This window comes from Streptomyces sp. N35, from assembly GCF_016464295.1.
Taxonomy (GTDB): domain Bacteria; phylum Actinomycetota; class Actinomycetes; order Streptomycetales; family Streptomycetaceae; genus Streptomyces.
Genome location: NZ_JAEIMH010000027.1, coordinates 38,885 through 47,412, shown reverse-complemented (window position 1 = coordinate 47,412; position 8,528 = coordinate 38,885). Strand labels below are relative to the sequence as shown.

At 69.5% G+C, this 8,528-nt stretch carries 7 protein-coding genes; 1 reads left to right on the top strand and 6 read right to left on the bottom strand.

What is annotated here, in order from left to right; genetic code table 11:
* The 3 genes from JAO81_RS17010 to JAO81_RS17000 all read right to left on the bottom strand — a co-directional run.
* On the bottom strand, positions 1-796 hold a 796-nt coding region (locus JAO81_RS17010; protein WP_199548756.1), incomplete at its 3' end, for an HAD family hydrolase.
* Between the two features lie 86 nt (positions 797-882).
* Complete coding sequence (locus JAO81_RS17005) at positions 883-3,375, bottom strand: phosphoribosyltransferase (RefSeq protein ID WP_307813429.1); 2,493 nt, start codon at positions 3,373-3,375, stop codon at positions 883-885.
* A 23-nt stretch (positions 3,376-3,398) separates the two neighbouring features.
* Entirely contained in the window at positions 3,399-4,583 is a 1,185-nt protein-coding gene (locus JAO81_RS17000) for an HpcH/HpaI aldolase/citrate lyase family protein (RefSeq protein WP_199548700.1), read from the bottom strand.
* A 231-nt stretch (positions 4,584-4,814) separates the two neighbouring features.
* Here JAO81_RS17000 and JAO81_RS16995 point away from each other — a divergent pair, with 231 nt between their 5' ends.
* Positions 4,815-5,663, top strand: coding sequence for a TerD family protein (locus JAO81_RS16995; protein WP_199548699.1), 849 nt, complete (start codon positions 4,815-4,817; stop codon positions 5,661-5,663).
* Positions 5,664-5,769: 106 nt separating this feature from the next.
* Here JAO81_RS16995 and JAO81_RS16990 read toward each other — a convergent pair whose 3' ends face one another.
* The 3 genes from JAO81_RS16990 to JAO81_RS16980 form a co-directional block, all read right to left on the bottom strand.
* A complete protein-coding gene (locus JAO81_RS16990) occupies positions 5,770-6,513 on the bottom strand; it encodes a Tellurium resistance (RefSeq protein WP_199548698.1) in 744 nt (247 codons plus the stop codon).
* Between the two features lie 101 nt (positions 6,514-6,614).
* Positions 6,615-7,763: a DUF475 domain-containing protein gene (locus tag JAO81_RS16985; protein ID WP_199548697.1), complete on the bottom strand. Its 1,149-nt coding sequence runs from the start codon at positions 7,761-7,763 to the stop codon at positions 6,615-6,617.
* A gap of 70 nt (positions 7,764-7,833) precedes the next feature.
* Positions 7,834-8,409: a TerD family protein gene (locus JAO81_RS16980; protein ID WP_165336558.1), complete on the bottom strand. Its 576-nt coding sequence runs from the start codon at positions 8,407-8,409 to the stop codon at positions 7,834-7,836.
* Positions 8,410-8,528: the final 119 nt, after the last annotated feature.

The window sequence follows — 8,528 nt, the reverse complement described above, 5'->3', positions numbered from 1 at the left end:
CCTCCCCCCCCCCCCCGCCCGCGCCCCCCCGCCCCGGGAGGGGGGTCGGGGCCGCCGCCTCCCAGCCCTCGTCGGCGAGCTCGCCGTGGCCCGGGCGCCAGGACCGGTCCGCGGCGAGCAGCAGGTCGGCGTCGAGCAGGGAGTCGCCGGCCGCGAGGGTGAGGCCCGCTTCCGTACGGCGGGCGACCTCGCGCATCGCGGCGCTCTTGGTGAGCGGCTTCGGCACCGCGTAGATCTTCCGGCCCTGCAGCGACACGGTCCAGCCGCGCCCCTCGGCCCACTCGGCGAGCTCCTTGACCCAGCCTTCGGGCAGCAGCGCGCGCTCGACCACGAGATAGGCGAACAGGTCTTCCGCCACGCGCTCCTTGAGCAGCCAGGCATCGTCGGTGGTACGTCGCAGATGCTCGCGCACCTCGTCGAGGGAGGCGCACTCGTCGGCGAGCCGCGCGGCGACCTGCCGCCGCCAGTCCCGGTCGGAGACACCGTCGACGAGGATGTGGCCGCCGTTGGCGCAGATCGCGTACTGGGGCCGAGGGCCGGGCAGGTTGATCCGGCGGTACTGCTTGCGGGTGCGGGTGGTGGTCGGCACGAAGACGGTGCTGCGGGCCAGTTCGTCCAGGAGCACGGCCGCGGTCTCGGTGACGAAGGAGAGCGGCCTGCCCTCGTGCACCTCGACGCAGAGCAGCCGGGGTGCCTGGGGGTCGGGCATGGCGAGCTGCAGCGCCGCCGGGGAGTAGATCAGGGTCCGGTCGAGATCACTGGCGACCAGGGTCGGGCCCGTGGACGTCGCGGTCATGGACGTCGCGGGCGTGGAGGTCACGTTCGTGGACGTCACGTTCGTGGAAGTCACGGGCGTGGAAGTCACGTTCGTGGAGGACGTACTCACTTCGCGTCCACCGCCTTGCCGTCGGCGCCGGTCGCGCCCCGCGTGAAGCGGGGGTGGATGAGTCCTACACAGGTGTACGGGAGGTCATCGACCTCCTCGACGGGGACTCCGCGCTGTTCGGCGAGCAGCCGTACGTGGTCGAGGTCCGCTCCGGCGCCGCGCTGGGCGAGGATCTTCCACGGCACCCGGCGCAGGAGCACCCGGGTGGTCTCGCCGACGCCCGGCTTGACGAGGTTCACGTCGTGGATGCCGTACTCGTCGCTGATCCGTTCCACCGCGGCCCAGCCCTCCCAGGTGGGCGCGCGGTCCGCCGTGAGCAGCTCCTTGGCCTGGAGGTCCACCGCATCGGCGACCTCGTCGAAACGGGCCGCCACGGTGTCGAGGAACAAGCCCGACACGTCCACGTCCGTCAGCTCGCGGTAGAACTTCGCGCCGTGGAAATCGTCCGCGCCGACCAGGTCGGAGCGGAGCACGGTGCGCGATATCAGGCCGGACACCGTGGAGTTGAGGCAGGCGGAGGGGATGAGGAAGTCCTCGCGGGTGCCGTAGGTGCGGACGCAGGAGCCCGGGTCGGCGAGGACAGCGATCTCCGGGGAGAAGCCCGGGGCCCCGCCGCCTGCCTCGAACTCCTCGATGGCCTGGGCGAGTTCGCGGGTGATCGCGCCCTTGCCGGTCCAGCCGTCGACGAACACCACATCGGCGGGGTCGTGATGGGCGGCGAGCCAGCGCAGCGCGTTGGCGTCGATACCGCGGCCGCGCACGATCGAGACCGCGTAGTGCGGCAGGCCGAGTCCGTGCCGGTGCTGTGCCCAGCGGCGCATCAGCACGCCCACGGGCGTACCGGCGCGCGCGAGCGACACCAGTACGGGCGGGGTGTCCCCCGGGTGCTCGGCGAGCACCGTCTCCGTGACGACACCGACGGCCTGCGCGATCCGGGCCGCCGAGGTGTCGAGGGCCGCCTTGAACAGCTCCTGGTACTGCTCGTTCGGCTGGTACTCGACGGGCAGCGACTCGGCGTAGTGGGCGCCGCCGCTCTGGATCGCCTCCTCGCGCTCCTCGGTCGGCGCTTCGAGCTCGACCTCCGAGAGATCCTGCAGCAGCCAGCCCACCTCGTCCGGTGCGTAGGAGGAGAAGGCGGGGCCGCGCAGGGGCTCGGGCAGCATCAGGTGGTCCTCGGGGGTGCTGGTCGGTGCCGCCGCGCTGGGCGGGGCGGGTATGTAGGAGGGGACGACGGCGAGCAGGACCTGGCCGGTGTGCAGGCCGAGCTGTGCCAACAGGCCGTCGGCGGCGTGCAGTTCGGGGGTGTCCGCCGCGGAGTCGACGACGGCCACGACGGCGTCGAAGCCACCGCCCGCCACGTTGTACGCGAAGCGCGGGCCGGGCCCGTCGGCCGGGGCGTCATGGGCGGGGAAGGTGAGCCGGCTGCGGATCGCGTAGCCCGGGTCGTCGACGGCCAGGACGGGCGAGCGGGTGGTGGTCGAGAAGCGGACCTCGGCGTCGGTCCGTTCCTCCAGGGCCACGCCGAGTGCGAGCGGGGCGTACATCAACTCCTCGAAGCCGAGGACGAGTACGCGCCGTGCCGCGCCGAGCTCGTCCGCGATACGCCCGGCCATGGCGGGCAGCGCGGCATCGAGCTCGGCCCGGTGCTCGGGCAGAAAGCCGTGCCGTCCGCCGTCCGGGACGCCTGCGGGCCAGCCCAGCTCGACGCGCCGCACGGACTGCCGGCGCTCCTGGCGCGGTACGGAGAGCCGGTCCGCGGCGCCCTGCTCATGCTCGGACACCAGCGCTTGGCCCTTCTCCAGGACCCCTTCGGGCAGCCGTACCGTCCCCGAAGCCGTGGCCACCAGGTCGACGCGCACGCCGATCTCCTGAGCGAACTCCGCGAGCCGCCCCCGGTCCTTAGCCGAGCGCATGTCGACCAGGGCGACGATCACGTACCGCTCGCGCGGATAGCGCTCGTGCAGCGCGCGGATCGTGTTCAGGACCGTATTGCCGGTGGAGAACTCGTCGTCGACGAGGACCAGCGGACCGTCCCCGGCGAGCAGCGACGGGTCCTCGGGCAGCAGCAGATGGGAGGTGGCGTGCGAGTGGGACTCCTCGAAGCCGCCCGCGGTGGCGACGCCTGCGACGGGGCGGCGCGTGGAGTGCAGATACGGCGCCAGGGCCAGACCGTCCGCCACCGAGTGGCCCAGGCCGGTCGCGGTCTCCGCGTAGCCGAGGACCACCGCGCGTGCGGCCTCCTGCTCACCGAGCAAGTCCTTGACCCGCAGGCCGAGTTCGTATCCCGAGCGCCACACCACACGCGGGCTCTGCGGCACGTGCTTGCCGAGCACCTGGGAGACAAGGAGATGCGCCCGCTTGGGGTTGCGGCGCAGCGCGAGCCCCAGCATGTCGTTCAGTTGCGTATCGCCGATGAGCTCCACGCCGAGTCGCTCGCCGACCCAGGTACCCGACCACACCACGTTCTCTGTCTTCCTTACGTTCGTCACGGCAGCTGTCCCGTCCGGCACGTTCAGGCCGGAAGCCCGGCCGTGAGCAGTTCCACGAAGCCGACATCGGCGTGGGCCACACCGAAGACCTGCGCACGCTGCAGGGTGCGCTCGGCCCAGGCGCGGTGCGGCTTCACCTCGTTCATCTTGTTCGTGTACGAGGAGCGCATCACGCCCCCGCCGCCCTTCTCGGGCCGCAAGATGTCCTGGGCATCGCTGAACTCCTCATGGCTGACGACCGACATGGCGTGCACCGGCAGCACATGGGAGGGGTGGATGCAGGTCTTGCCGAGCAGTCCGTTGGCCCGGTCGAGCGCGATCTCGCGGAGCAGTCCGTCCATGTCGTGCTCGATGAGCGCCGTGCGCAGCTCCTCGGCACGCCCCAGGAAGGGGCTGGAGCGCAGCTGCGGCTTGAACATCCGCTCCTGGTGTCGGAAGTACTCCCACACCGGACCGGTCACGGTGAAGCCGGTGCCGTCGGCCCGCCCCAGCATGTTCACCACATCCGCGATCACGGAGGCGACGATGTGCACGTCGTACGCGGTCATGTCCGGCGGCCGGCGCAGCCCGTACGCGGAACAGAAGTCGGTCACGCCGAGCCGCAGCGCGAGCACCCGGTCGCGGTACTTGTCGACGGTGCGGGAGATGCCGGCGAGGGTGTCGGCCCGGGACTCCAGATGCAGCAGCTCGGGCGATTCGAGGACCGGCATCGCGAACAGCCGCCGCCCGCTGGCCAGTTCCGCCGCGGTCAGCGCCTCCAGGAAGGGCACTCCGCGTTCTTCGGTGAACTTCGGCAGTACGAATCCGGACAGCAGGGATACGGAGGGTCCGAGACGCCGTACGAGATCGGGTATCTGCGAGGGCTTGCGCACCCGTATGAACAGCAGCGGCAGATCGCCGGCTGCCTGGGATCCCGGGTCCGCGCTCAGGGCGGCGAGCTCGGCGAACTGGGTGACCAGGTTCGCCTCCGCGCCGTCGACCTCGGCGTCGTCGATCGAGTCCTCGAGGCAGAGCACCATCGAGACCACTCCGCGGCCGCCCTGCTTGAGGATGTCCTGGCCGAGCCGTGGCCGGGTGGCCGGGCTGTACAGGGTCGCCCCGAGGGCGGCCGACAGCAGCCCGGCAGGAGAGTCGGCGTCGAACTCGCCGGGCTCCTGATGGAACAAACCCTTCCGGATCTCAGGCGCTATATGCCCGAAATGACGCATGAGACTCCCCCGTAACGACAAGGTGACCGCTTGATGTGGCCGGTAATAGTACGTAGGTCCGTGTGTCGGCAGTTCCCCCCACGCGTGAAAATCAGGAAAACGCCGGTAACTCAGCCATGACCGACACTCTTGCACGTGTCGGATTCCGCCCCCTCACCGTAGGCCGGTCGGCCACCCCCACAAGTGCCCCCACGTTGTACCGGCAACCCCGCAACAGGCAGGATGACCGTCATGACGCACACGATGCTGAAGGGGTCGAACGTCCCGCTGGAAGCGACGGCGGTACGCGCGGTGCTGCGCTGGGCCCCGAGCTCGGATGTGCCCGACGTCGACGCCTCGGCGCTGCTGCTCGGCCCGGACGGCCGGGTCCGCTCCGACGAGGACTTCGTCTTCTTCAACCAGCCCCGCCACCCTTCGGGCAAGGTCTGGCGTCTCGGCAAGAAGCGGCTGGCCGAAGGTCTCACGGACACGATCCAGGCGGATCTTGCGGGGCTCGACCCGGCCGTGGTCAAGATCCTCATCGTCGCCTCGGCCGAGGACGTGCCCTTCGAGCACGTACGGTCGCTGCGCATTTCGCTGTACGACGCGGCCCAGGGCGGCGACAAGCCGTATGCCGTCTTCGATGTGAAGCCGGAGACGGGCAATGAGACGGCGCTGATCTGCGGCGAGCTGTACCGGCGCAAGGAGGGCTGGAAGTTCCGCGCGGTCGGCGAGGGATACCTCAACGGTCTGGTCGGCCTGGCCACGGACTTCGGTATCTCCGTCGACGAGTCCGAGAACAAGGCGGCGGCCCCGGCACCCGCGCGGCCCGCTCCGGTCCCCGCCCCCGCACCGCCGGTCGCGCCCCCGGACCCGGGGCCCGCCGCGCCGGGTCCCCAGCCGGCGTACGGCTACCCGCACCAGCGGCAGGATCCGACCCCCGCCACCCAGCCCGCCTACGGTTACCCGCAGCCCGCGTCGCCGGGGCCCGCCTACGGCTATCCGCAGCCGGCCCCCGCCGCGCCGCCCGTCCAGCCGGCGCCCGCCCCGGACCCGCACTTCAAACTGCCGCCCCAGGGACCTCAGTTCATCGGCCGCTGAGGCGGCTGAAGCAGCTGAAACAGCTGAAGCGGCTGAAGCGGCTGAAGCGAGTGAGGCCGCTGAGGCGAGTGAGACGGCTGGAGCCCGCAGACGCAGGCCAGGGACCTCACCGGTCCCCCACCTTCGACTTGTACCCCCGCCCCCACTGCAGCCCCCAGCCGAACAAGCGGTCGAGCTCGGCCTGGAACCCGTAGACGAACTTCACCTCGCGCCGCACGGTCAGTTCGCCCTTGACGTTCTCCAGGGAGAACACCGCGCAGGACCGCGCCTGCGGGGCGCGCTCGTCGAGTTCGATCTCGATGCGCGGCCCGTTGCTCGGATACAGCGTGACCTTGGCGTGCGTACGGTCGAAGGCCGGTGTCTGGTCGTAGATGTAGACGAAGACGAGCAGCCGCTTGATGGACTCGCGGTGGTCGAGATTGACGTAGATGGTCTCACCGGAAGGCGCGCCGAACCGGTCGTCGCCGCTGAGCTTCACATACGGCGGCGCGTTGAGGTTCCCGAAGAAGCTGCCCAGCGGCTGGACCACACCCTTGGCGCCGTCCGTCAGCTCGTACAGGCAGCCGATGTCCAGGTCGACGTTGACCACGCCCTGGGTGTGCGCCTGCACCACATCGGGCTTGAACATCTTGAACGGATGCCTGAGCAGACCGCTCTGCCGCGAGCGCCCCTCGATGTCCGACGTACGCATCCGCCAGGACAGGTTGACCCGCAGATTGCCGGTGGCCGCCCCCTGACGGTTCAGGGACACCACCGGGTGCCGCTTGGTGAGTGCGATCGCGTTGGTCGCGGCGCTACCCGATTCGAACTGCGCGGCACGTCCGCGCCGCAGACCGTCCCAGAAGGACATCCCGCCCCCATTCCCCTGTCCCACATCACGACAACGGGGCGGCCCGAGGTTCAGCACCTCGTGGCCGCCCCGCTCAGAGCGTTCCCTGGTCTACCGGAAGGTCACACCCCGGAGGAGACTTCGGACTTCTCATCCGAGCCCCCGCCGCTTCCCGCTTCTTCCGCGGCGATCCGCTTGTTGCGGCGCACCGAGGACCAGAAGGACCAGCCGATCAGGACGACACCGATGAGACCGGTGATGACCTCGTTGATCTCGTACTGGATCGTGATGAGCAGGATCGCGGCCAGCGCACCGATCGCGTAGTGCGCGCCGTGCTCCAGGTACACGTAGTCGTCCAGGGTGCCCTGGCGGACCAGGTAGACCGTGAGCGACCGGACGTACATGGCACCGATACCGAGGCCGAGGGCCATCAGGACGATGTCGTTGGTGATGGCGAAGGCGCCGATGACACCGTCGAACGAGAAGGACGCGTCCAGGACCTCGAGGTAGAGGAACATGAAGAACGCGGCCTTGCCGGCGAGCTTGACCGCCGAGACCGGCTTGCCGGCCTTCTTGGCGGCTTCCTCCTCCTCGTGTTCGCGCTCTTCCTCTTCCTCGAGCTTGTTCTCGAAGTAGCTCGAAAGACCGCCCACGATGAGATAGGTGATCAGACCCCCGACACCGGCGAGCAGAACGGTCGCCGACTTGTCGACGGGGCCCGAGTGGGTGTGCGCGTGGGTCGCGACGGTGATCGCCGAGACGAGCAGCACGATCAGCGCGATGCAGACCGACAGCATGTCGACCTTGCCGAGCTTCGCCAGCGGCCGCTCGAGCCAGCCGAGCCACTTGATGTCCCGGTCCTCGAAGATGAAGTCGAGGAAGATCATCAGCAGGAACATGCCACCGAACGCGGCGATCGACGCGTGCGCGTCGGTCACGTACTGCTCGTAGAGGTCCTTGTTGTTCAGCGCCAGGTCGACGGCCTCGATCGGGCCCAGCTTGGCGCTGATGGCGACGATGACGACGGGAAAGACCAGCCGCATACCGAAGACGGCGATCAGGATGCCGATGGTGAGGAAGATCTTCTGCCAGAAGGCATTCATCTTCTTCAGGATTCCGGCGTTGACCACCGCGTTGTCGAAGGACAGCGAGATCTCGAGGATGGACAGGATCGCCACGATCCCGAACGCCTGCCACCCCCCGATGAACACCGCTGCGACCAGGCCGAGCGCGGTGACCGCGAACGACCAGCCGAAGGTTTTCAGTACCACTGGCTACCCAATCGTTGTGTACGGGGCTCCCCCGCGCCGAGTACGGAGGTACCCCCCGCCGCGCGCGGCTTTACGAAACGTTGACCCCGAAGTCTAGAGCGATACCACGCAGCCCCGACGCGTACCCCTGGCCTACGGCTCGGAACTTCCACTCTCCGCCGTAGCGGTAGACCTCGCCGAAGATCATCGCGGTCTCGGTGGAGGCGTCCTCGGAGAGGTCGTAGCGCGCCAGTTCCTGGCCGTCGGCCTGGTTGACGACACGGATGAAGGCGTTGCTGACCTGGCCGAAGGTCTGGCCGCGGTTGTCCGCCTCGTGGATCGAGACCGGGAAGACGATCTTCTCGACGTTGGCCGGCACCTTGGACAGGTCGATCAGGACCGACTCGTCGTCCCCGTCGCCCTCACCCGTGAGGTTGTCCCCCGTGTGCTCGACCGAGCCGTCGGGGCTCTTGAGGTTGTTGTAGAAGATGAACCACTCGTCCCCGAGCACCCGTCCGCCGCTGCACATCAGGGCGCTGGCGTCGAGGTCGAAGTCGGCTCCGGTGGTGGAGCGCGCATCCCAGCCGAGCCCGACCAACACCTGTGTGAGGTTCGGTGCGGCCTTGGAGAGGGAGACATTGCCTCCCTTGGCGAGTGTGACGCCCATATTCGTGTCCTCCCCGGAGTTACGGCGCGATGGTGCCGGTTCAAGCGCGATGCTGCTGGTCAAGGACGTCCGGGGGCGGCCCGGCGAGGGCGCGGCCGCGGGGGCCGGCCGCCCCCCGG